The 22,013-nt window shown below is 34.3% G+C and carries 24 protein-coding genes; 14 read left to right on the forward strand and 10 right to left on the reverse strand.

All coding sequences use genetic code 11. The annotated features are described in order from the left end of the window. The first annotated feature begins 415 nt into the window (after nt 1–415). Nucleotides 416–1,420 (forward strand): protochlorophyllide reductase, encoded by a 1,005-nt coding sequence (locus tag EU98_RS08390; RefSeq protein ID WP_032514910.1) that lies wholly within the window; start codon nt 416–418, stop codon nt 1,418–1,420. Nucleotides 1,421–1,426: 6 nt separating this feature from the next. Here EU98_RS08390 and bchL read toward each other — a convergent pair whose 3' ends face one another. The 4 genes from bchL to EU98_RS08370 form a co-directional block, all read right to left on the reverse strand. Next, nucleotides 1,427–2,314 (reverse strand): ferredoxin:protochlorophyllide reductase (ATP-dependent) iron-sulfur ATP-binding protein, encoded by an 888-nt coding sequence (gene bchL, locus EU98_RS08385; protein WP_032514911.1) that lies wholly within the window; start codon nt 2,312–2,314, stop codon nt 1,427–1,429. 189 nt (nt 2,315–2,503) lie between these two features. After that, the gene (locus EU98_RS08380; protein ID WP_032514912.1) at nt 2,504–4,075 is read right to left on the reverse strand and encodes a ferredoxin:protochlorophyllide reductase (ATP-dependent) subunit B; all 1,572 of its coding nucleotides are present in this window, start codon (nt 4,073–4,075) and stop codon (nt 2,504–2,506) included. Between the two features lie 5 nt (nt 4,076–4,080). Continuing rightward, nucleotides 4,081–5,337 carry a ferredoxin:protochlorophyllide reductase (ATP-dependent) subunit N gene (locus EU98_RS08375; protein WP_025965465.1) on the reverse strand — a complete coding sequence of 419 codons (1,257 nt, stop codon included), beginning with the start codon at nt 5,335–5,337 and terminating at the stop codon, nt 4,081–4,083. 156 nt (nt 5,338–5,493) lie between these two features. Continuing rightward, a complete protein-coding gene (locus EU98_RS08370) occupies nt 5,494–5,862 on the reverse strand; it encodes a hypothetical protein (protein WP_011862565.1) in 369 nt (122 codons plus the stop codon). Between the two features lie 97 nt (nt 5,863–5,959). Here EU98_RS08370 and EU98_RS08365 point away from each other — a divergent pair, with 97 nt between their 5' ends. Then, entirely contained in the window at nt 5,960–6,730 is a 771-nt protein-coding gene (locus EU98_RS08365; RefSeq protein WP_025894192.1) for a microcompartment protein, read from the forward strand. Between the two features lie 7 nt (nt 6,731–6,737). Here EU98_RS08365 and EU98_RS08360 read toward each other — a convergent pair whose 3' ends face one another. After that, a complete protein-coding gene (locus EU98_RS08360; RefSeq protein ID WP_032514913.1) occupies nt 6,738–7,322 on the reverse strand; it encodes a non-canonical purine NTP pyrophosphatase in 585 nt (194 codons plus the stop codon). A gap of 327 nt (nt 7,323–7,649) precedes the next feature. Between EU98_RS08360 and EU98_RS08355 the strand changes: the two genes are divergently transcribed. The 8 genes from EU98_RS08355 to EU98_RS08325 all read left to right on the forward strand — a co-directional run bounded on the left by EU98_RS08355 (nt 7,650) and on the right by EU98_RS08325 (nt 14,630). Continuing rightward, the gene (locus EU98_RS08355; RefSeq protein ID WP_002807869.1) at nt 7,650–7,961 is read left to right on the forward strand and encodes a BMC domain-containing protein; all 312 of its coding nucleotides are present in this window, start codon (nt 7,650–7,652) and stop codon (nt 7,959–7,961) included. Nucleotides 7,962–8,030: 69 nt separating this feature from the next. Beyond that, nucleotides 8,031–9,446, forward strand: coding sequence for a form I ribulose bisphosphate carboxylase large subunit (locus tag EU98_RS08350; protein WP_011862567.1), 1,416 nt, complete (start codon nt 8,031–8,033; stop codon nt 9,444–9,446). 89 nt (nt 9,447–9,535) lie between these two features. Next, nucleotides 9,536–9,877, forward strand: a complete 342-nt coding sequence (locus tag EU98_RS0108650; RefSeq protein WP_011862568.1) for a ribulose bisphosphate carboxylase small subunit — start codon at nt 9,536–9,538, stop codon at nt 9,875–9,877. Nucleotides 9,878–9,967: 90 nt separating this feature from the next. Then, the gene (locus EU98_RS08345; RefSeq protein ID WP_032514914.1) at nt 9,968–12,259 is read left to right on the forward strand and encodes a CsoS2 family carboxysome shell protein; all 2,292 of its coding nucleotides are present in this window, start codon (nt 9,968–9,970) and stop codon (nt 12,257–12,259) included. Nucleotides 12,260–12,266: 7 nt separating this feature from the next. Then, a complete protein-coding gene (locus EU98_RS08340; protein WP_032514915.1) occupies nt 12,267–13,796 on the forward strand; it encodes a carboxysome shell carbonic anhydrase in 1,530 nt (509 codons plus the stop codon). Between the two features lie 2 nt (nt 13,797–13,798). Further along, a complete protein-coding gene (locus EU98_RS08335; RefSeq protein ID WP_002805244.1) occupies nt 13,799–14,050 on the forward strand; it encodes a carboxysome peptide A in 252 nt (83 codons plus the stop codon). A gap of 17 nt (nt 14,051–14,067) precedes the next feature. Then, complete coding sequence (locus EU98_RS08330; protein ID WP_011376112.1) at nt 14,068–14,316, forward strand: carboxysome peptide B; 249 nt, start codon at nt 14,068–14,070, stop codon at nt 14,314–14,316. 74 nt (nt 14,317–14,390) lie between these two features. Continuing rightward, complete coding sequence (locus EU98_RS08325) at nt 14,391–14,630, forward strand: 4a-hydroxytetrahydrobiopterin dehydratase (RefSeq protein WP_032514916.1); 240 nt, start codon at nt 14,391–14,393, stop codon at nt 14,628–14,630. 6 nt (nt 14,631–14,636) lie between these two features. On the opposite strand, the gene EU98_RS08320 is transcribed toward EU98_RS08325, so the two are convergent. The 3 genes from EU98_RS08320 to gloB all read right to left on the reverse strand — a co-directional run bounded on the left by EU98_RS08320 (nt 14,637) and on the right by gloB (nt 16,107). Continuing rightward, nucleotides 14,637–14,864 carry a DUF3136 domain-containing protein gene (locus tag EU98_RS08320; protein ID WP_002806681.1) on the reverse strand — a complete coding sequence of 76 codons (228 nt, stop codon included), beginning with the start codon at nt 14,862–14,864 and terminating at the stop codon, nt 14,637–14,639. Nucleotides 14,865–14,949: 85 nt separating this feature from the next. Next, on the reverse strand, nt 14,950–15,342 hold the full coding sequence (locus EU98_RS08315; protein ID WP_032514917.1) for a Rid family detoxifying hydrolase: 393 nt from the start codon (nt 15,340–15,342) through the stop codon (nt 14,950–14,952). Nucleotides 15,343–15,366: 24 nt separating this feature from the next. Next, a complete protein-coding gene (gloB, locus tag EU98_RS08310; protein WP_032514918.1) occupies nt 15,367–16,107 on the reverse strand; it encodes a hydroxyacylglutathione hydrolase in 741 nt (246 codons plus the stop codon). A 40-nt stretch (nt 16,108–16,147) separates the two neighbouring features. Here gloB and hisG point away from each other — a divergent pair, with 40 nt between their 5' ends. Genes hisG through EU98_RS08295 form a run of 3 tightly spaced genes read left to right on the forward strand, consistent with a single transcriptional unit; the run spans nt 16,148 to nt 19,125 of the window. Then, complete coding sequence (hisG, locus tag EU98_RS08305) at nt 16,148–16,786, forward strand: ATP phosphoribosyltransferase (protein ID WP_032514920.1); 639 nt, start codon at nt 16,148–16,150, stop codon at nt 16,784–16,786. 12 nt (nt 16,787–16,798) lie between these two features. Then, on the forward strand, nt 16,799–18,595 hold the full coding sequence (locus EU98_RS08300; RefSeq protein ID WP_032514921.1) for an ABC transporter ATP-binding protein: 1,797 nt from the start codon (nt 16,799–16,801) through the stop codon (nt 18,593–18,595). After that, the gene (locus EU98_RS08295) at nt 18,595–19,125 is read left to right on the forward strand and encodes a GNAT family N-acetyltransferase (RefSeq protein WP_032514922.1); all 531 of its coding nucleotides are present in this window, start codon (nt 18,595–18,597) and stop codon (nt 19,123–19,125) included. Before EU98_RS08300 ends, EU98_RS08295 begins: the two co-directional genes overlap by 1 nt. On the opposite strand, the gene EU98_RS08290 is transcribed toward EU98_RS08295, so the two are convergent. Continuing rightward, nucleotides 19,126–19,809 carry a TIGR04283 family arsenosugar biosynthesis glycosyltransferase gene (locus EU98_RS08290; protein ID WP_032514923.1) on the reverse strand — a complete coding sequence of 228 codons (684 nt, stop codon included), beginning with the start codon at nt 19,807–19,809 and terminating at the stop codon, nt 19,126–19,128. It abuts the gene before it with no gap. A 5-nt stretch (nt 19,810–19,814) separates the two neighbouring features. Beyond that, nucleotides 19,815–20,426: a TIGR04282 family arsenosugar biosynthesis glycosyltransferase gene (locus EU98_RS08285; RefSeq protein ID WP_032514924.1), complete on the reverse strand. Its 612-nt coding sequence runs from the start codon at nt 20,424–20,426 to the stop codon at nt 19,815–19,817. A 189-nt stretch (nt 20,427–20,615) separates the two neighbouring features. Between EU98_RS08285 and dnaA the strand changes: the two genes are divergently transcribed. After that, a complete protein-coding gene (dnaA, locus tag EU98_RS08280) occupies nt 20,616–22,010 on the forward strand; it encodes a chromosomal replication initiator protein DnaA (RefSeq protein WP_032514925.1) in 1,395 nt (464 codons plus the stop codon). Nucleotides 22,011–22,013 lie beyond the last annotated feature (3 nt).

Consider the following 22,013-nt stretch of genomic DNA (forward strand, 5'->3'; position numbering starts at 1 on the left):
TAAAGTACTTAATTTGTCAAAGTCTTTTTATAAAAATAGTATTTTCATCAAAAAATATTTTGGGTCTGTATTTCTAAAAAGACAGCAGAAACAGGATAATTTTGTATCATTGATTTTTTTAATTATAAAAATTAGCTTTTCCCTTCTAGCAATAATAAGCCTGATTAAACTTGGTTATAGCTCCAAATTTAGGTTAACCAGATTAAAGGAAATTGAAGAATCATTTTCATACGAAAAATATAGATTTAATGTTTTAACAAATAAGTTTGATGATTTATTCTCTTCCGAAGGTGAGCAAAGATTTATGAAGGATCAAGATCAAATAATTTCTAGGGACATTATCAGAGTAATATGGCGTTGATAAGGGTGATCTTAAATCATTCTACTTTTCATTTTTCAATTAACTTTTTTGCTAGTGAGTAAGAACATTAAGGGTTTAGTTCTAATAACAGGAACAACTTCAGGAGTTGGATTAAATACTCTAAAACCTCTTTTAAGATTTGGATGGGAGGTTATAGCAGTTAATCGATCAAATAAAAGAGCTATAAAAATAGCTGAGGAATTCTTGACAAAAGAGGAAGTTGAAAATGTTCACTTTATAGAAATAGATCTCTCTAACTTGAATGATGTGAGAAAAGGTTGCGATGAAATATTAGAAAGATTTAAGAAGCCAATAAATTCTCTTATCTGTAATGCAGCAGTTTATAAACCGAGACTAAAGAGACCTGAAAGGTCTGCTCAGGGGTTTGAAAACTCTATGGCAGTAAATCATTTTGGGCATTTTCTTATGATAAACCTACTTATAAAAAATATTTTATCTTCTGAAAGGGAAATTGTTTTAAATGGCAAGTCAACTGTATTCAAGCCAAGAATTACAGTATTAGGGACTGTTACAGCTAATTATTCAGAACTTGGAGGAAGGATTCCCATTCCTGCCCCAGCTGATTTGGGAGATTTATCTGGATTCAAAAATGGTTTTTTATCTCCAATAAGTATGGCGAATGGAAAGAAATTTAAACCTGGTAAGGCTTATAAGGATAGTAAACTTTGCAATATGGTGACCGTTCAGGAATTATCAAAAAGATATCCTGCAGAGAAGATTATTGTAAATTCTCTATATCCTGGATGTGTTGCTGATACAAAACTTTTTAGAGATACACCTTGGTTATTTAGAATCCTTTTCCCTATATTTCAAAAATTCATAACAAAAGGATATGTTTCACAAAGACTGGCAGGAGAGAGAGTTGCTAAAGTGGCAACTTATAAAGAATTTGCTAAAACATCAGTCCATTGGAGCTGGGGAAATCGTCAGAAAACTGGTAGAAAAGCTTTTTCTCAAAAGTTGTCAAAAAGAATAATTGATACGAAGACCTCTCAACAAACATATGATTTAACACGCCAATTGGTTGGATTAGATTAATTTAGACTAATCAAATCCTAATAAATCAAAAATTTCTCTATCTTTAAGTGGATTACCTTCTAAAGGTTCTACGTTTTCAAGCATATTTTTAGCAAGAGATAAATATTCATTTTGAACTTCAATAACATCTTTCGTTGGTTCCATTTCAAAAATGGTGCATTTTTTTAGTCTAGATCTTCTAATGGCGTCGACATCTTTAAAGTGGGCCATAGTTTTTAAACCTGTTCTTTCATTGAATTTATCAATTTGATCTGTTTCTTTTGATCTATTTGCGACTACCCCACCTAATCTGACTTTATAATTTTTTGCTTTTGCTTTAATTGCAGAGACAATTCTATTCATAGCGAATATTGAATCGAAGTCATTAGCAGTAACAATTAGACAATAATTTGCATGTTGCAATGGAGCTGCAAATCCTCCGCAAACGACGTCTCCTAGGACATCAAAGATAACAACGTCAGTATCCTCTAATAAATGATGTTCTTTTAATAATTTAACTGTCTGACCGGTTACATAGCCCCCGCACCCTGTTCCAGCAGGAGGACCTCCACTTTCAACGCACATTACGCCATTAAAACCTTCAAACATGAAATCGGTTGGCCTCAATTCTTCGCTATGAAAATCCACCTCTTCGAGAATATCTATAACTGTAGGAACCATTTTGTGCGTCAAAGTGAAAGTGCTATCGTGTTTCGGATCACATCCAATTTGTAGAACCTTTTTACCTAATTTTGAGAATGCTGCAGAAAGGTTTGATGATGTAGTTGATTTTCCGATGCCACCCTTCCCATAGACGGCAATAACTAAAGCCCCTTCCTCAATATTAATTTTTGGATCTTGCTTTACTTGAACACTTCCTTCTCCATCAAGAGGTCTATTTATAGTACTTGTCATTTAAAGCTTAAAACACATTATTATTTATATTCTTGCAGCGTAAACACACATGAAATATGTTTCTAAACAAATATGTATTTAATTGTATTAAAAGTGTGAAATATGTTTTTATAACTGAATTTTTACGATTAAATCTATTAGATTATGAGTCAAAATACTCATGACTTAATTATATTTTATTAGTAAAAATTAACTGAAATATGCTTTAGCATCGTAAAGAGTCTCATCGCTTATCTCTGGAATTCCTCTCAAGATTGCGTATTTTTCAGTATTTGTTTTAACTTTACCTCTTACAAAAAATGGAACTTTTGTTAATTCAGCTCTACCAGATTCAGTCCAGATAATTCCTTCTTTACCATTTTTTTCTTTTTTCTCGTCAGAATTTAAAATGTTATTTGTGTTTGTCGCTGTATGTCCTAAATGGCTTTGATGACCATCAACAAACTCAAAGTCATGTTTGAACATATCAATAAGATGCTCTTCTAAGCCCATCATTAGGGGATGTACCCAGTCATCAAAAATCACATTTGCTCCTTCCCATCCCATTTGAGGGCTATATCTTGCGGGAACATCTTGAACATGCATTGGAGTACTAATTACTGAACAAGGAATGCCCAGTCTTTTTGCACTATGCCTTTCCATTTGGGTCCCTAAAACGAGTTCAGGGGCGGCCTTTTTCATGGCATCTTCCACTTCTAGATAATTGTTAGTTATCAGAGCTTCTACATTAAGATCTTTTGCAGTAGCTCTTACTTGCCTGGCCATCTCCCTGCTGTATGTTCCAAGACCCACTACTTCAAAACCCAATTCTTCCTTAGCAATTTTGGCTGCTGCAATTGCATGTGTTCCATCACCAAAAATAAAAACTCTTTTACCAGTTAGATAATTAGAGTCAACTGATTTTGAGTACCAAGGAAGTTTTGATTTATTTTCTAATTCTTCTTTATTCGTTAAAGGAAGATCTAATTTCTCATGAACTTCATTTATAAATTCAATTGTATTTTTTATTCCAATAGGTATAGTATTCGTATATTCCATTCCAAAGTTCCGTTTAAGCCACTCACATGAAGCTTCAGCAATTTCTTTATAAAGACAGATATTTATTTCAGCATCAATTAGTCTTTCAATATCATCAGGACTAGCACCTAATGGAGCAACTACGTTTGTATCTATACCTTGTTCCGAAAGTATGCGTTGGATTTCGATTACATCATCTCTGCATCTAAATCCTAGTAATGAAGGGCCCAGTATATTAACTTTTGGTCTCCTACCTAATTTCCTCCACCTAAGGGGATTTATTTTGTCTGAAGAACTTACTTTTTCTTTTAAAAGGGTTCTTGTTAGTTGATAAAAGGTTTCTGAGGCCCCCCAATTTTCTTTCTTGCTATAAGCAGGTAATTCAAGATTAACAATCGGCATATCAAACCCCATCCCTTTTGCAAGTGCTCCAGGTTGGTCTTGGATAAGTTCTGCTGTACAACTTTCTCCGACTAAAAGAGTTTTGGGTTTGAATCGTTCAACCGCTTCCTTAATATTTTTCTTCACTAATTCTGCTGTATCGCCTCCAAGGTCTCTAGCCTGAAAAGTTGTATAAGTTACTGGAGGCCTTTGCCCCCTCCTCTCGATCATGGTAAAAAGAAGATCTGCATATGTATCTCCTTGGGGGGCATGAAGCACATAATGAATGTCTTTCATTGACGAGGCAATTCTCATAGCACCAACATGTGGCGGTCCTTCATACGTCCAAAGAGTTAATTCCATAGTTTTTAATGCGTTACTAAAGTTTTTGAAGTAAGTATTTGATTTCTTTTTAAAGGTTTGGAGAAGAGACCAGCCAAATCTGCGGCTTGATCAATTCCATGAATTGGACTGAATACCATTTCTATTGACCACTTAGTACTAATCCCCTCCGCCTCAAGTGGGTTAGCTAAACCCATTCCACAAACTACTAAGTCTGGATTAGATTCTCTCACCCGATCTAATTGTTTTTCTACATGTTGCCCTTCAACAATTTTTGTATTATCAGGTAATAAATTAATCTCCTCTTTCATTAAATCCTTATTTAGGTAAGGAGTGCCTACCTCTATAAGATCCATTTCGCATTCATTATGCAAGAATCTTGCCAAAGATATCTCTAGTTGCGATTCAGGAAGAAGAAATAATCTTTTTCCCTTAAGTATTTCTTTGTGTGAATCAAGAGCAAGTTTTGCTCTATTGATTAAAGGCGAAATTATTTCATGAACTTTAAGTTCACTAATTTTGAAGGCTTTGGCAGCGGCTAAAAACCATTTTGTACTGCCTTCGATACCTAGAGGAAATGGAGCTGAAATTATTTCACACCCCCGATGTTTGAGGTCTCGTACCGTATCACTTAAATAAGGCTGAGTTAATAATACTTTTGTATTTTTGCCAATCTTTGGTAATTCTGTCGATTGCCGTGGTGGAAAGCTCTCAATATTTGAAATTCCTAAATTTCTAAAAATCTTTTTAAACCTATCCTCTACATTATTTGCGAGAGTCCCAACTAATAATAATTTTTCCTCATTTGATGACTCCATTAATGGAATTAAAGCTTTTAAGGCGCCATCCTCTCCTTGGGTAAAAGTTGTTTCTATCCCACTTCCAGAGTAATTAACGAATCTTACTTGACCTAAAAATCTTTTATTTAATTTCTCAGCGACAGTTGCAAGATCTAGTTTAATTACTTCACTTGGACAAGATCCAACTAGAAAAAGAGTTTTTATTTCGGGTCTTCTTGCAATAAGATCATTAACCACCCGATCTAATTCTTCATGAGCGTCAGCAAGACCAGCTAAATCTTTTTCTTCAAGAATAGCAGTCCCAAATCTTGGCTCAGCAAAAATCATAACTCCAGCAGCGCTTTGAATTAAATGAGCACATGTCCTTGAACCTACTACCAGAAAAAATGCATCAGGCATTCTTCTATGGAGCCAAACTATTGAAGTTAAACCGCAAAAAACTTCTCTCGGTCCAGTTTCCTTATTAAATTCAACTTTACTCATTAAAATTTTCAAGAGCTTATATTTCAAGCTTGCATAAACTTTTTAATTTAAGAAAGTAATTAATAAGTTCTCTTACAAAATGAACACATTTAAAAAACTTATATGAATGTTTAAATACTTAAATGGGAATTATGAAAAAAACTTTTTGGACGTATTTTAATTTCTGTAGAAGGAATTTCCTTGACTTGTTTTTGAGATTTTCCATACATTTCTAGCTATTTTCGTTGCTAATAATCCTGCTCTTTCTAACTTAGATTTTCCTGGCTTTGCTCCAATTAAAGCTGTAACTTCTGAAGTAGTTAAAGGTGCTCCAGTATTTATAGCTAATTGCGTTAACTCCAATCTATCTCTAAGGTTCTTAAGATTTACCTTCTCGATTTTATCTTCTTCTAACCAACTAAAAGATGGATCTTTCTGAGATAATTTTTGCATCAAGCTTAGGCTTACTAATCCAAGAGTTTGATCAGGAGTTAATTCTTTTTCAGTGCCAGAAACATTTGGTTCTTTTTTTTGAGAAGTTCCCATAAAAATGCATATCTTTTACTTGAAGTTATCGTTTTGTGGGAAGCATGCAAGTAAATTTAATGGAAAAAATGAACCATTATCCGTTATAGTCGCGTGAATGGAACCAACTTCTAGTTTAAACAGAGGGGAACGAAAGAAAGGGAGTTCTCTTGTCACAGGATCTGAGGTGCAATCTCAGGCTAGTGGTGCAAGCTGTTTTATTACAACTGACTCAGAAAAGTCTTTGGTATCCAGACAAGCAAGTCAAGTAGAACAAATTGAGTTAAGAACATATGTTTTTTTAGATTCTCTTCAGCCTCAATTGGCTGCATATATGGGAACTGTTAGTAGAGGTTTTTTACCAATCCCTGGAGATTCATGCCTATGGATGGAAGTTTCACCTGGGATGGCCGTGCATAGAGTCACTGATATTGCCTTAAAGGCTAGCAATGTAAGACTTGGACAGATGATCGTTGAAAGAGCATTTGGTTCTCTTGCCCTTTACCATAAAGATCAAAGTACTGTTTTGCATTCCGGGGATGTTGTTCTAGATGCTATTGGTAGTGAAGTTAGAAAAAGAACCAAACCTTCAACAAGTTGGACAGAAGTTATTCGAGCTATTACTCCAGATCATGCTGTTTTAATAAATAGACAAAACAGGAGTGGATCAATGATTCAATCTGGGATGAGTATGTTTATATTAGAAACTGAACCAGCTGGTTATGTTTTAAAAGCAGCTAATGAAGCTGAAAAGGCATCCAATATAACTGTTGTTGATGTTAAGGCAGTTGGAGCTTTTGGTAGATTAACTCTTGCCGGGAAAGAAGGGGATGTAGAAGAGGCTGCAGCTGCTGCTATAAGAGCAATTGAGGAGATTTCAAATTATTGAGAATTTTTTAACTCAAACCTATCTCTTTTTTTAAAAAGGGTGACATAATTTTTGCAGCTTTACCTCTACTACCTAATTTATTTAGTTGTGATTGTGAGAGCTCACCGTAAACACAGTTAGCCTCTTTTACCCAAAAAATAGATTCGAATTCCCCATTTGGATATTTGGGGTTCTTAAGAATTTCTCCCCAGCATATTCCTGTTGTATCTTTAACTAAGTTTCCTAAGGGATCGCACAAAACCATACAACTTATAAATCTTGCACTCCTATAAGGGCTTTCAGAAAGTTCATTAATTAATTTTTTAATTTTCTCATCATTATTTTTAGCATATCGAGCAGAATAAATTCCTGGTCGACCATCTAAAACATCTACTTCAAGACCCGAGTCATCAGCTAATGCCCAAGTTTTAGTCTCTAAAGCAGCTGCTTTTGCTTTTAGAAGTGCATTCTCAAAATATGTGTTTCCAGTCTCTTCAACATTTAAATATTCTGGTTGCTTCTCAACCTTTAAAGATAAAACATCCAGCATCTCTGAAATCTCAGATACTTTCCTTTGATTGCCACTCGCAATAGTCAGAACTGGAAGGTTCAAAATAACTAATAAATTTATTGTGAGTTCTATCTTACTTCAAAGCTTGATACGGAGACAGGAAAGGTTGAACATTCCACACCTGTGTAGACAGGGCCTGCCTCGTACGGAAATAACATAATGTAAATTTTTTCTTAACACAACAGTATGTTTTGATGCACTAACTAATTTGCATAAGTATTGACATATCAATAGTACCAAGGGTGATAAGTTTAACTTATGAATGATAGAAAAAACATTAATGGAGATTTTGTCGAAAACGCTTGACTTATAAGTACTTAATGAAGCATTCTTCGAATTGAACATTCCACATTTAGTATTTAGTAGACAATGGCTACAGAAACAATGGGTATCGCTCTCGGCATGATCGAGACACGCGGACTTGTACCTGCAATCGAAGCAGCAGACGCAATGACAAAGGCAGCAGAAGTTCGCCTTATTGGTCGTGAATTCGTTGGTGGCGGTTATGTCACAGTATTAGTTAGAGGCGAAACAGGAGCAGTTAACGCAGCTGTAAGAGCTGGTGCTGACGCTTGTGAAAGAGTTGGTGACGGTTTAGTTGCAGCTCACATTATTGCTCGTCCTCATAGAGAAGTTGAACCTGCTCTAGGTAACGGTGAATTTCTTGGTCAAAAGGACTAATTAAGTAAAGCAAGATTTATAAATTTTGCACAATAATTATTTTCCCTACACAGACCTAAATTTATCCTTATGAGTAAGAAGTATGACGCAGGGGTAAAGGAGTACAGAGATACCTACTGGACTCCAGAATATGTTCCCCTAGACACCGATTTACTAGCCTGTTTCAAATGTACAGGTCAGGAAGGTGTTCCAAGAGAAGAAGTTGCAGCAGCTGTTGCCGCTGAATCTTCAACAGGTACTTGGTCAACAGTTTGGTCCGAGTTACTTACAGACTTAGAATTTTATAAGGGACGTTGTTATCGAATCGAAGACGTTCCTGGAGATCCTGAAGCTTTCTATGCTTTTATTGCATATCCTTTAGATCTTTTTGAAGAAGGCTCAATTACAAACGTATTAACATCTCTTGTAGGAAACGTTTTTGGATTTAAAGCTCTAAGACATCTTCGTCTAGAAGATATTAGATTCCCAATTGCTTTCATTAAAACCTGCGGTGGTCCACCAAACGGAATCGTAGTTGAAAGAGATCGACTTAACAAATACGGAAGACCTCTACTTGGTTGTACCATCAAACCTAAATTAGGATTATCTGGTAAAAACTATGGTCGGGTTGTATATGAATGTCTTAGAGGCGGTCTTGATTTAACGAAGGATGATGAGAATATAAATTCTCAACCATTCCAACGTTGGAGAGAAAGATTTGAGTTTGTTGCAGAAGCAGTTAAGCTTGCTCAGCGGGAAACTGGAGAAGTTAAAGGTCATTATCTAAATTGTACTGCTAACACTCCTGAAGAACTCTATGAAAGAGCTGAATTTGCAAAAGAGCTAGATATGCCAATCATCATGCATGATTACATAACTGGTGGTTTTACTGCAAATACTGGATTAGCTAATTGGTGTCGCAAAAATGGCATGCTCCTACATATTCACAGAGCTATGCATGCTGTTATTGATAGACATCCAAAGCATGGTATTCACTTCAGAGTTCTTGCAAAATGTTTGAGACTTTCTGGAGGAGACCAATTACATACTGGAACCGTTGTTGGAAAACTAGAAGGTGATCGTCAAACAACTCTTGGTTATATAGACAACTTAAGAGAGTCATTTGTTCCTGAAGATAGATCAAGAGGTAACTTCTTTGATCAAGATTGGGGTTCAATGCCTGGAGTATTTGCAGTCGCATCAGGTGGTATCCACGTTTGGCATATGCCTGCACTTCTAGCGATCTTTGGGGATGATTCCTGCCTTCAGTTCGGTGGAGGAACACATGGTCACCCATGGGGTTCAGCTGCTGGAGCTGCAGCTAACAGAGTTGCATTAGAAGCTTGTGTAAAAGCTCGTAATGCTGGTCGCGAAATCGAAAAAGAGAGTAGAGACATTCTCATGGAAGCTGCTAAGCATAGTCCTGAATTAGCTATTGCTCTAGAAACTTGGAAGGAAATTAAGTTTGAGTTTGACACTGTCGACAAACTTGATGTTCAGGGTTAACTCAAGTTTCGAAATCGAGGAGATTTATTCTCCTCAGACTTATTAAAATCTCGTTTTTACGAGTACTTTCATTCACATTTTGATTAATTATGCCTTTCCAGAGCACAGTAAGCGACTATCAAACAGTTGCAACCCTGGAAACATTCGGTTTTTTACCACCGATGACCCAGGAAGAAATATATGACCAAATTGCGTACATAATTGCTCAAGGTTGGAGTCCAGTTATTGAGCATGTTCATCCAAGTGGATGTATGCAAACTTATTGGTCTTATTGGAAACTCCCATTCTTTGGGGAAAAAGATCTTAACTTGATCGTGAGCGAATTAGAGGCATGCCATAGAGCATACCCTGATCATCATGTAAGAATCATCGGATACGATGCTTACACTCAAAGTCAAGGAACAGCTTTTGTAGTTTTCCAAGGACGTTAAAGCTACTTTTCGTAGTTAATATCTTTCTCCAAAAAAAATTTTGGAGAAAGTTTTTCAAAAGTCTTTTTAAAGAATTTAAACTTGAAGATCATGTCAAAAAAAACCAGTAGAGAGATTGCACTTGAGAGAAGAAAGGCGATGAGTGATAGCGGTAAAAAAGCTGCTGCTTATTCTTCAACTACCAAAGATAGAGTTCGATCTTCTCAAGATATACAGATTTCTGGGACTCAGTCTTCTCCTAATAATAATATTTCTAAACCAGCTACAAAACATATTCCAAAAACTCAGGTAAACATTAATTCTTCAACAACTTTATCTAGTAAAGAGTTAGTAATAGAGAGAAGAAAAGCAATGTCTACCCACGGGAAATCAGCTATAACTTCATCCGATAGAACCCGTACTGATGTTAAAAAAGAAAGTCCTGTAAACACAGTTAAATCAACTATAAGTAAAAATCAAGAAATTCAGGATTCAACTAGTACAGAATCTAAGTCCCTAAAACCCAACCTTAAGAGAAGAATTAATCAGAAGAGAAAGCCTATTACTAATACAAGTAGAGATATTGTTTTGGCGAGAAGAGAAGCTCAATCTAAACATGGTAAATCTGCAACTAAACAAAATACTAGTGCCGCTTCATTAGCTAGAAGGGGAGACCCAGATTTAAGTAGTAGAGAAATTTCTCAGAGAGTGAGAGAGCTAAGAAGTAAAACTGGTGCCACAGGCAAAAAAGGTAATGGTAAATGTAGACCATGTGGTCCAAACAAAAATGGTGCCAAACAAAATATTGCAGATGCTAGCTGGAAAGTTGGTAAAAGTGAAACTGATTCAGGTCAAATAGTTACTGGAACTCAAGCTAATAGATCTGTAAAAACTACAGGTAATGAAGCAAGTACGTGCAGAACTGTAACTGGTACCCAATATATGGGAGCAGAAGTTACTGATCAATTTTGTCAAGATAGACCAAGTTATAAACAGCCACTTAGATCTACTGTTACCTCTACAACATCAGGTAATAAAGTAACTGGAAATGAAGTTGGTAGATCTGATAGGGTCACAGGCGATGAGCCAGGAACTTGTAAAAACCTTACAGGTACTGAATATGTATCTTCTAATCAATCGCAGAAGTATTGTGGTGATGTCCCAAGAAATCCTTCAAAGGTTAAACACAGCACTACAACCGATGGATTAAAAGTATCTGGATCACTACCTGGTAGATCCACCCTAGTTACTGGAGATGAATCAGGTTCTGGACATCAATTAACTGGAGATCAATATCTTGGCTCTGAGCCAAATCCAAAAGGTAAGGCATTTGAAAAAGTAGGCAGTTACAACACTCTTAATGGGAATAATGTAACTGGTACAGGGGTTGGAAGATCAGACCATATGACAGGTAATGAACATGGTAGTTGTAAGAATGTAACTGGCGATGAGTACATAGGATCTCAACAATATGAGAAGTTTTGCGGTTCAAAACCAAAACCAGAAGCTAGAAAAGTAGGTTTAAGCCTTTCTTCAAAGTCAAATTTAATAAGCGGCACTATGACAGGAAGATCAGAAATAGTAACTGGAGATGAACCAGGTTCATGCAAAGTGTTAACAGGAACACCATACGCAGGCTTAGATCAGATTAATGAAAATTGTAGTACTGAGATTTCAGAAGATATGAAATCCCGAGCAACAGTTAATTCTGGAAATAATTCAAATGCCAGACTTACAGGACAGCAACCAGGAATTGGCGGAGTAATGACAGGTGCTAAGAAAGGTGCTTGTAAAAATCTAACAGGGACTCCCTATGTTGGTGGAGATCAGCTCTCACAAGCTTGTGATAATCCTGCACATGATGCGGCTTATGCGAATCCGGAAAAGTCGGCAGGTAACTCTTGGAAGGAATTCTCTGTTAAATCACCATCAAGAGATAAATATTCTGAAAAAAATACTCAAGGTGTTACGGGTAATGAATATGAAAATGGTTCAAAGGTAACAGGACCTTTTGATATGGCAGTTGATAAGGTCACTGGCACTGAAAAATTTAGATTTGAACCGAATAAAAATATTACTTATAAACAAAAAATGGAAATTGAAGAGGTAGACCGTGCTGCAAAGACACCAGAAAAAAGAGTCGCATCAAGGATTACTGGAGAAGGACAATCAGTAGGAAACGTAACTGGTGATGATTGGGATCGCGGTGATAAGGTAACAGGTACAGAGGGAGCTTCTTCTAGAAAGCGAAATCCATCAAGAGCAGGATTCATGAGCGCAATGCCCCCTATGGAAGTTAAAAGGAATGAGGAAACAGAAAAACCAGATTTCTTGATAACTGGATCTAGTGGAAATACTCGTGAAGGACAACTTGTTACCTTTTCAGGCGGTGCAAGAGGTTAAGTAAATAATGCCTTTAAGAGGACTGGCTAAAGCCAAGAATTTCACATTGGGACCAACCGCTCCAATGAAAACCTTTACTGAAAATATACATATACAAACTAAAGAATCTAATAATTTCCGAAATTCTGGAAAGTCTCATAAATTAACCAATAATATTCAAAATGAAAATCTATTTAGATATGAAAGCAAAATAAAAAGTGATTTTGACGAAATTGTTCCAACTCTCAAGGAAATTGCTCGAATTCAACATCACGAAGATTTTATAAATAAGGCTCAGAAAATATCAAGAAAAAATTTGGGAATAGATTTACCTCTCCATGTATTAGATAAATCTTGGGTTAAACCTCTTGATATGAGAGCTTTATATGCATGGTGTGCTTTCAAACAGCATGAGAAACTTAGCGACAATTTTTTTAACAATGATCCACTTGAAGGTGCTGCTGGAAGTAGGGATGCGGAAGATTTTGATAAATTTCTCTTAGATAGTGGAATACATTTACTTGATATAACTCCTTGTTCAGATGGAAGGTTAGCTCATTCAGTTGCTTATGTAATGAGAATACCTTTTAGTTCAGTAAGGAGAAGATCCCATGCTGGAGCGCTGTTTGATATTGAAAATACTGTTAATCGATGGGTAAAAACTGAACATAAAAGATATAGAGAGAATGTTCCTAATGAAGCTCATAAAGATACCAGGTACTTAAAAGTTGTAACTTATCATTTTAGTTCAGTAGATCCTTTACATCAGGGATGCGCAGCTCATGGCAGTAATGACGAGTTAGCAGCAGCTGAAGGTAGAAATAAATTATATGCTTTCAAAGAGGCTGTAGAGAATAGCTTTTGCTGCGGAGCTTCTGTGGATTTGATGTTAATTGGACTTGATACAGACACTGATTCATTAAAAATACATTTATCTAATAGTGATGGCGGTATAGAATTAGAAAAAACTATTTCTACATTAGAAATTTATAATTCAACAATAAATTTTTCGAAAGAGGATGCGGAAAAAGAAATTTGCCAGACAATTTCTAAGCAATCTTCAAAAGATAAACTCAGTGGACTGGAAAAATTTACATATAAATTAATTGTCAATAATATTTCTCAAATTGATTATGTTAAGAGTTTTCATAATGGTTCATATGAAGATATTGGACATGCAGAGAGGTTTATTGGAGTAGGTATAGGTTTCAAAGAAGTACATCTCAGAAATTTAACTTATTTTGCTCATTTAGATACAGTCGAAGAGGGGGCTCCGGATTTAGATGTTGGAGTAAAGATTTTTACTGGATTAAATGTTTCTCAAGATCTACCTATTCCGGTAGTAATAAGATTTGATTACTCAGGAAAAGTACCTGGCGCAAAAGAGAGGGCAATAAATGATTGTGAAAGAGTTAATAATGCGATATCAATTAGATATAAAAATTTAGTTGATCAAGGTTTGTTACATACTTGCTCTACTATTAGAGATAGGGACAAAATTCATTCCGCCCAAATTATTGGAATGTCTTTAGATAAAAAAACAGAGGAGGCTCACTAATTATGTTAATTTGCAAGGTTGTTAAACCACTTGTTTCTACCAATAGGATTCCTGGTTTTGAACATAAACATCTGCAGGTTGTATTAGATGGTTCTTCTAATAAAGTTGCAGTTGATGCTGTTGGCTGTAAGCCAGGAGATTGGGTTATTTGTGTTGGAAGCTCTGCTGCTAGAGAAGCTGCGGGAAGTAAATCTTATCCAAGCGATTTAACGATTGTTGGAATTATTGATCATTGGGATCCTGATAAGTCATAAAAAGGAGGATATAAATTATGGAAATTATGAAGGTATTAGGAAGGATGGTATGCACTCAAAGAGTCGCTGGCTTAGGCCATATGAATTTACGAATTTTAGAAAATAATAAAGGAAAGAAATTAGTTGCTGTTGATCCTGTTGGAGCTAGAGAAGGTAACTGGGTTTTTACTGCTAGTGGCTCTGCTGCTAGATTTGCATGCCCTAATCCAGAAGTTCAAACCGATTTAACAATTGGCGGGATTATTGATTATTGGGAGAGTGACTAAAAATTTTATCTTTAAAAATTTATTGAGAAACTTTGTTGAATGTATAGTGTAACTAGTCTTGAATAAAGAATTTAATGTGGAATGAAAGAGAATCACCTTTGAGGATTGAAAAAAGATTTGAATTTGATCAATACTCAAAAATTAGCAAATTCATGGGGGAAATTGAGAAATTATGCAAAGAAAGGGATATCTATCCAAATATCAGCTTCGGTAAGAATTTTGTAAGTCTTACAATATTTTTAGATAATAAAGAAATATCAGAAAAGGAAAAAGACTTCTCAATGGATATTGATAAATTTTATTTAGAGTATTAGTCTTCTTTAATAATTATTAGGCTTTGCAATATCTCTTTTGATTAAAGCCATTAAATATGTTGGGGCTTTATATCTACCAGGTAGACATCTATTTAAAGTCTCGAGATGACCCCAACACACTGTCTTTTCTATATCTTTAACTGAGTTTCCTTTTAAGATTAATAGTCTAAGAGCTTTGCAAAATAAAGGATAACCTGCTTCTAGTTCATCTATATTAAGCTTTGCTGCTGACATAGATCAAAGATGATTTATCAACTAATAATCTATACAACTATGGTGCACAATTGGTTCATATTTCAAATTTCTCAATAATTAGAAATTAATCTAGAAATGCGACGCAATCTATTTCAACTAAAACTCCTTTTGGTAGAGATGAAACTTCCACACAGGCCCGTGCTGGAGGATTTTCAACATTAAAAAAATCACTATATATTTTATTGACAATTTGAAAATTACTTAAGTCCGTTAAGTAAATAGTTGTTTTTATTACATCCTCTATTTTGGCTCCACCAGCTTTAAGAACTTCTGCAAGATTTTTTAAAACTTGAATAGTTTCCTTCTCTATATCACCTAAACATGTTATTTCATTTAAAGCTGGGTCTATAGCAATTTGACCAGAACAATAGATAAAATCCCCAGCTTTTATTGCTTGATTATAAGGTCCTACTGGATCTGGAGCATTTGATGTTTTAATTACTTGTTTGGGGGACATTTGTTTAAGAAGATACCTATCTATTTAAGCCCATAAATCTTTATTTGCTCTTAAAAAAGTAAATTCTTCTAAATTTTTTGCTCTTAAGAAAAGGTTTATTTTCATCTCTTCATCAAGTAAAAATGGAATTGTCAATTCATTAAGTGAAAGTTTTTTTTCAACTTCCGAAAGTTTATTTTTTATATCTTGATCTTTTGGCTTGAGATTCAATGCCCACAATATATTTCCCTTTGTATATTCATGTGCACAATATATCAGAGTATTTTTTGGTAAGGATTTGATTCTTTCTAGTGAAGAATACATTTGTTGATAAGTTCCCTCAAAAATTCTTCCACAGCCTCCAGAAAATAATGTGTCACCAATAAAAAGAACAGGATCTTCCCCATTCAAAAAGAAGGCAATATGTGAGTTTGTATGACCTAATACTTCAATTATTTTTACTTCTTCCCCTAAAATGTTTAAAGTTTCTCCATCTTCAACAGATACATTTTGAAAAGGGATTCGCTTTTTTTCTTTAGAGGAAGCAATCACCTTTACATTTGGCCATTTTTCAATAAGAGACTTCGTCCCTCCAATATGGTCTGAATGATGATGAGTTTGCAAAATAGCTTCTAAGTGAAAATTGTTTTCATTTATATATCTAATAACTGGTTCGTGTACAGATGGATCTATAACTACAACGGATTTATCTTTTACCAACAACCATATGACGTTATCACTTAAAACTCTAAGTCCGATTATATTCCGAGCTTTATTAAATTCCATTGTTAAATTAGAATGAAGAATCCTTGGAAGAAATTGATCTATGATTACTATAGCTTTACCAAAAGGAGCTCTGTTAAAAGATTCAATTTCAACTTTTAAAAAAGCTGGGTTAGATTTCTCTAATGCGTTGGAAGAAAATAATAGATCATTAACCTTTGAATCAAATTGCAAACGGGCAAAAGCTCTATTAGTAAGAAATGGAGATGTGCCTGTTTATGTAAGTTATGGTCAGGCTGATTTGGGTATTGTTGGGTATGACGTTTTACGAGAATCTGAATTAAAAGTCGCAAAATTATTAGATTTAGGATTTGGGGGTTGTCATATGTCGTTGGCGGTTAAGAAAAATAGCAATTATTTAAAACCAACCGATCTTCCAGCGAATTGTAAAGTAGCAAGTAAATTTATAAAAACAGCAAGATCTTATTTTGAAGAATTAAATATTCCTGTAGAAATAGTACATTTGACGGGATCAGTCGAGCTTGGTCCTATTACAGGTATGGCAGAGGCAATAGTCGATTTGGTGGCAACCGGAACGACTCTAAAAGAGAATGGTTTAATTAAAATAGATGATCTTTATTACTCGACTGCAAGACTAATTGGAAATCCTTTATCTATGAGGTTAGATGATAATCATCTCAGAGATACAATTTTATCAATAGAATCAACTAATGCTTTATAGAAGTTTAGCTAAATGTTTTTTAAAGATTTTAGAAGGATTAAAAAGTTAGGTAAATATTTAACTAAAGATAAAAAAACAATCTACCTAATCTTGATAGTTTTGTTACCTGTTTCTTTCTCTGGAGCTATTCAACCATTATTAGTTGGTCAAGCAATTACTATTCTAAAGAACGAAACTACAGATGTTTGGCTAAGCAAAACTTTCTTTGGGCAGTCGATAAATGCCATTATCGTAACTTTATTTATAACTGTTTTATTCAGATTAGTTCTGCAGGGATACCAAACCTACAATATCCAAGCAGTGGGTCAACGTTTGACAGCAAGAATAAGAAGAGAACTTTTTGATCATTCAATATCTTTATCTCTTAAGTATCACGATAAAATGCCTGTGGGGAAATTATTAACAAGATTAACAAATGATGTTGATGCTTTAGCCGAGGTTTTTGGTAGTGGGGCAGTAGGAGTCATTGCTGACTTCGTTAGTCTGATAGTAATTTCTTTGACAATGCTGTCAATTGATCGGGGGCTTGCCATTTTATTACTTTTGACTCAAATCCCAGTTTCATATTTTATTATCTGGCTTCAAAAACGTTACAGAAGAGCCAATTATCAAGTAAGGGAAGAATTGTCTCAACTAAACTCTGATTTTCAAGAGAATCTTCAAGGTTTAGAAGTCGTTCAGATGTTCAGAAGAGAGGCTTTCAATAGCAAGAAATTTTCTAAAACTGGAGTTGCTTATAAGAAAGCAGTTAATGGAACAATATTTTATGACAGTAGTATTTCAGCGTTTATAGAATGGATTTCTCTTGCTGCAGTTTCCTTGGTTTTGGCAGTTGGAGGATATCTTGTTACTTCTGGAAATATTGGTTTAGGAACATTAACAACTTTTATTTTATATTCTCAAAGACTTTTTGAACCTTTAAGGCAGCTTGCAGAAAGATTTACTCAAATACAAGGAGGTTTAACAGCTGTAGAAAGAATAAACGAATTATTGGATGAAGAAATACAGATTAAGGACTCTACTTCCGCAAAACATTTTTTAGAAAATGCTAAAAATGTAAATAAAAAATTTAAGGGCAAAATTGAGTTCAAAAATGTTAATTTTTTCTACAACGAAGGGGAACATATTATAAAGAATTTATCTTTCAAGATTAATCCAGGAGAGCATGTGGCTTTTGTAGGTCCAACTGGTTCAGGTAAGACAACGATAATAAGACTATTGTGTAGATTGTATGAACCTCAATCGGGTCAAATTTTAATCGATGATATAGATATCAAAGATATTCCTATTGCAACTCTTAGAAATATGTTGGGAGTAGTTTTACAAGATACCTTTATCTTTAGTGGAAATGTCGCAGATAATTTAAAACTGAATTCGAATCTAGACAATCTTGAATTAGAAAATCTTTGTTACGAATTAGGGTTAGATAATTTGTTAAAAAAATTACCAGACGGTTTGAACACCTCACTAAGAGAAAGAGGCGGAAATCTCTCTTCTGGAGAGAGACAACTTCTTTCCGTAGCTCGAGTAGCGATTAGAAATCCTGTTGTTTTAATAATGGACGAAGCAACAGCGTTTATGGATCCTTCAACAGAAGCTACTTTGCAGAAAGATCTTGAGAGAATTCTGTCAAAAAGAACAGCATTAGTAATAGCTCATAGATTAGCAACTATTGAAAGTTCTGATAAGATTTTAGTCTTGAAAGGGGGATCATTAGTTGAGGAGGGAACACATAGTGAATTAAGACTTAAAAAGGGTTTATATTTTCAGCTCTCTGAGCTTCAACAAAAGGGATTCGTGAATTTTTAATGATTTTTAGAAACCAAGGATCGTTAATAAAAAAATCAAACAGTATATCAAAGGATGAGCTGATAGATCTCTATGGTTTAAATTCTTATGAGTTCACTCAAACAACTAAAGAAGAAATATTTGTATGTAGTAAAAATAAAGATTTAGATCTAATAGAACTAGATCAACTTTTGCAAACTGTTGGTTGGAGCAGAAGACCTATAAGGAGGGTAAAAAGAGCTTTAGATTTCAGTATTTTGGTGGTTGGTTTATGGCGTCATGATGATAAATTTCCCAGACTTGTTGGATTTGCAAGATGCACTGGCGATGGAATTCTAGAAGCAACAGTTTGGGATGTGGCTATTAACCCTGTCTATCAAGGACTTGGATTGGGGAAAGAGATAATGAGATATGTCCTAAAAGAATTGAAAAATATTGGCATTTATAAAGTAACCCTTTTTGCTGATGCTGAAGTGGTTTCGTTTTACAAAAGACAAGGTTGGATTTTAGAACCTAGAGGGTCGAAATGTGCTTTTTGGTATGCAAATTAATTATTTTTTGTAGTAGTCAGAATATATAGATTTTAACGATTCGCCTTTTAACCATCTTCTTCTAAAGTGCCAGTTATTAATTGCTTGGAGAAAAATATTAGTTCTTTCCCATTTCCTTGAACTTATAAAAATAGGAAAATTTAATTGTTTTAAATCTTTTTTTTGGTTTAATCTCATTAAAAAATCTACATCTTCCATCAAAGGTATATTTCTAAATCCATTATTCTTAAAATAGATTGTTCTATGAATTATTAAACCTTGATCACCATACGGTTGTTTAAAAAATTTACTTCTAATATTTACGAGAATTTCGAGGACTCTATAAATTACCTTTTTGTGATTAATTTTGAATTCAAAATAGTAAATAATATTCTTGTTTCCCTTTAAAAATGAGTTAATTTTTTTAAACAAATCATAAGTTAATCTTGTGTCTGCATGTAAAAATATGAGCCACTCTCCTTTTGAATTTTTAGCTCCAATATCTAATTGGAGTCCTCGATTCCTTTCTTTGGATATAAATACTTTTGCCCCATAAATATTTGCTATATCAATAGTTTTATCTTCACTTCCACAATCAACAATTATGATTTCGCACTCTTTCTGAATACTTGACAAGTCTGAGAGCAATAATGGCAAATTATTAGCTTCATTAATAGTTGGAATAATAATTGAGATTTTTGACAAGTCGATTACTTTCTATTTTCAATATCAATAATTGTATCTATATCAATTTTTTTACCTAAAAACTTATATTTTAATTTTGTTGTAGCAAAATTATTAATTGTATTTTGAAGAACATTTTCTGTCCCCCACTTTATGTTGATAAAAGGTAAATATATATGTGATGACAATATTTTTTCTGATAAACCAATAAGCCAATATCCCCCATCATTAGATGGTCCTAAAATAAGATCATTTTGTTGAAGCTCTTTTAGAGTATTCAATAAATCTTGATGGCATAAATCTGGAAGGTCAGTACCAATAAAAATAATATTTTTGATCTTATTTCTTGCACAAAATTTTTTGTTGATAATTATTTGCCTCTTCATTTTTTCTCCCAAGCAGCCTTTCCCCTGTAAATTAAATTTTTTGATGCCTAATTCTCTAGTCCATCTTTTACAGTTACCTACCCCCAAACCAGATATAGCAATAGAAATATCAATTAGTTTATTATCTTGGAGAAATTTTGCGACTGAAATAGTGTGTTTGGTCATTACACTTTGAACCTTTGCAGAATTACTTTTACCTATATCTTTAGATAATCTTGTTTTGCATCTTCCAAAAGCATGCCATTTTGCCATGATAATAAGTAATGCTTTATCCAAAAATTTATTGCGATTTAAAATAATTATATGCCTATAAAAAATAAAATTTTTCTTATAAATTTGTATAGTGGTTTGTTAAGTAATTTTAAATTTGTCGTGATCTTGTGATTTCCTAATGGCCAATTATTAAATTCCAACTAGATTAATAATCTAGAGAATAAAATTTTGCAAGCAATTAATCCTATTTGGGCGGAAGTTCAACAATCACTTCAAAAAACTTTAAGTAAGCCTTCATTTGAGACATGGATAAGGCCTGCTAAATTTAATTGTTTTGAGAATGGCTTATTAACTTTAATTGCTCCAAATACATTTTCCAGTGATTGGTTAAGAAAGAATTATTGTCAAACTATCGAAAAGGCTGCAAAAGAAATATGCGGCCATGATGTAAAAGTTGTTTTTAAATCTGAAACAAATATAAGCAGCGATTCAACAAATAAAGAGAACCTAGATGAACAGATTGTGAATCATAAAACAAAATTATTTCCTAATAATAGTCAAGAGATTTCTTCAAAAAATCGATCCAAAAATCCCAACGGTCTAAATTTACGCTACGTCTTTAAAAGATTTGTTGTAGGTCCAAATAGTAGGTTGGCTCATGCTGCGGCTTTAGCAGTTGCCGAATCACCAGGGAGAGAATTTAATCCATTATTTATTTGTGGTGGAGTAGGTCTCGGTAAAACTCATTTAATGCAAGCAATAGGCCATTATCGAGTAGAAATAGATCCAGAAGCAAAAGTTAAATATGTGTCTACAGAGACTTTTACTAATGATGTTATTAGTGGTATTCGAAGAGATGGAATGACAGCTATTCGAGATAAATATAGAAATGTAGATTTGATTTTAATAGACGATATACAGTTCTTAGAAGGCAAAGAGTATACACAGGAAGAATTTTTTCATACTTTTAATGCTCTTCACGAGTCAGGAAGTCAAATAGTTATTGCAAGTGATAGGCCACCAAATCAATTGTCGGGAATTCAAGAGAGATTAATTTCTAGGTTCTCAATGGGCATGACGGCAGATATTCAACCACCTGATCTTGAGACGAGGACAGCCATCCTTCAGAAAAAAGCAGAACAAGAGAGGATGAGTCTTCCAAGAGATTTAATTCAATTTATAGCAGGAAGATTCACTTCGAATATTCGAGAATTGGAAGGAGCATTTACCAGAGCTGTTGCATTTGCATCAATAACAGGCTTGCCAATGACAGTCCAATCAATTGCTCCAATGCTTGATCCGAATAGTGTTGGAGTCGTTGTTACTCCAAAACAAGTTATTAATAAAGTTTCAGAATTCTTTAAAGTTTCTACTGATGAATTGATCAGTTCAAGTAGGAGAAAACCAGTAAGTCAAGCTAGACAAATAGGTATGTATCTTATGAGGCACGGGACGGATCTAAGCCTACCAAGAATTGGAGATGAGTTTGGGGGTAAGGACCATACAACAGTTATGTATGCTATTGAACAAGTTGAAAAAAAATTATCTATTGATCCAAATATTGCAAGTCAAGTTCAAAAAATAAGAGATTTACTTCAAATAGATTCAAGAAAAAGTTTATAGTTT

The organism is Prochlorococcus marinus str. MIT 9314 (assembly GCF_000760035.1).
GTDB lineage: Bacteria > Cyanobacteriota > Cyanobacteriia > PCC-6307 > Cyanobiaceae > Prochlorococcus_A > Prochlorococcus_A marinus_B.